This window comes from Phocaeicola coprocola DSM 17136 (assembly GCF_000154845.1).
In the GTDB taxonomy this organism is placed as follows: Bacteria; Bacteroidota; Bacteroidia; order Bacteroidales; family Bacteroidaceae; genus Phocaeicola; species Phocaeicola coprocola.
This window is the reverse complement of sequence record NZ_DS981436.1, coordinates 14,684-15,644: the sequence shown is the minus strand read 5'-3', so window position 1 is coordinate 15,644 and position 961 is coordinate 14,684. Positions and strand designations below refer to the sequence as shown.

The 961-nt window shown below is 40.7% G+C and carries 2 protein-coding genes; one reads left to right on the top strand and one right to left on the bottom strand.

Annotated elements, in window-relative coordinates; all coding sequences use genetic code 11:
• Nucleotides 1-572: mechanosensitive ion channel family protein (locus BACCOP_RS01570; RefSeq protein ID WP_007565476.1), on the top strand; the 572-nt coding region annotated here is incomplete at its 5' end.
• Between the two features lie 83 nt (nucleotides 573-655).
• On the opposite strand, the gene BACCOP_RS01565 is transcribed toward BACCOP_RS01570, so the two are convergent.
• A complete protein-coding gene (locus BACCOP_RS01565; RefSeq protein ID WP_007565474.1) occupies nucleotides 656-856 on the bottom strand; it encodes a DUF4476 domain-containing protein in 201 nt (66 codons plus the stop codon).
• Nucleotides 857-961 lie beyond the last annotated feature (105 nt).

Below are 961 nucleotides of genomic sequence, written 5' to 3'. Positions count from 1 at the left end.
TAGAAACTACCAGCTTTGCAGCCTTGCTGGCTTCTGCCGGTGTTGCTATTGGTATGGCTTTGTCTGGAAATCTTTCCAACTTTGCAGGAGGATTGATTATTCTGGTATTTAAACCTTTTAAGGTAGGCGACTATATAGAAGGCCAGAATGCGAATGGTACTGTACGCGAAATTCAGATATTCCATACTATTCTGACAACAGTAGATAATAAAGTCATCTATGTTCCGAATGGTGCATTGAGCAGCAATGCCATTACAAATTACAACAAACAGGAAACACGTCGTGCTGAATGGGTATTCGGAGTAGAATATGGTGAAGATTTCGAAAAGGTAAAAGCCGTATTGCAGCGTATTATCGATGCAGATCCTCGTATATTGAAGGATCCGGCTCCGATGATTGCTTTGGGAGCTCTTTCGGCAAGCAGTGTGGATATTAAGGTCCGTGCGTGGGCTAAGACAGCTGATTACTGGGATGTATATTTTGACATGAATAAAATCGTGTACGATACATTCAATAAGGAAGGTATCGGATTCCCGTTCCCGCAGCTTACTGTTCATCAGGCAAAAGACTGATTGTGATTTTTACATAAAAAAACGGAAAAAGCATTTCCTCTTCCTTTGTGTGGATGGGAAATGCTTTTTTGTTTGAATGAAAGTTATTTGCAATATCGTTCTATCAGTTGGCGTGCTTCATCTTTTCCTGAGGCGAAACTCATTGTATCAATGATTAGCTGACGGTTGTGGCAGTCGTATATGTGAGGCGCCATGACTTGCAGGAATTTTATCCGTTCATTGTCGAAATCACATATAGAAAGCAGTTTGACACATTGCTTGCATGTAATATTTCTGCCATTCATGCCTGTTTGCAGTATCTTTAGCTGATCGAATGAGAAGCATCCTTTACCTTTTCATATAATACATTGATTTCACCGTCACTATATATCCCGACCGCCTGTGATGCT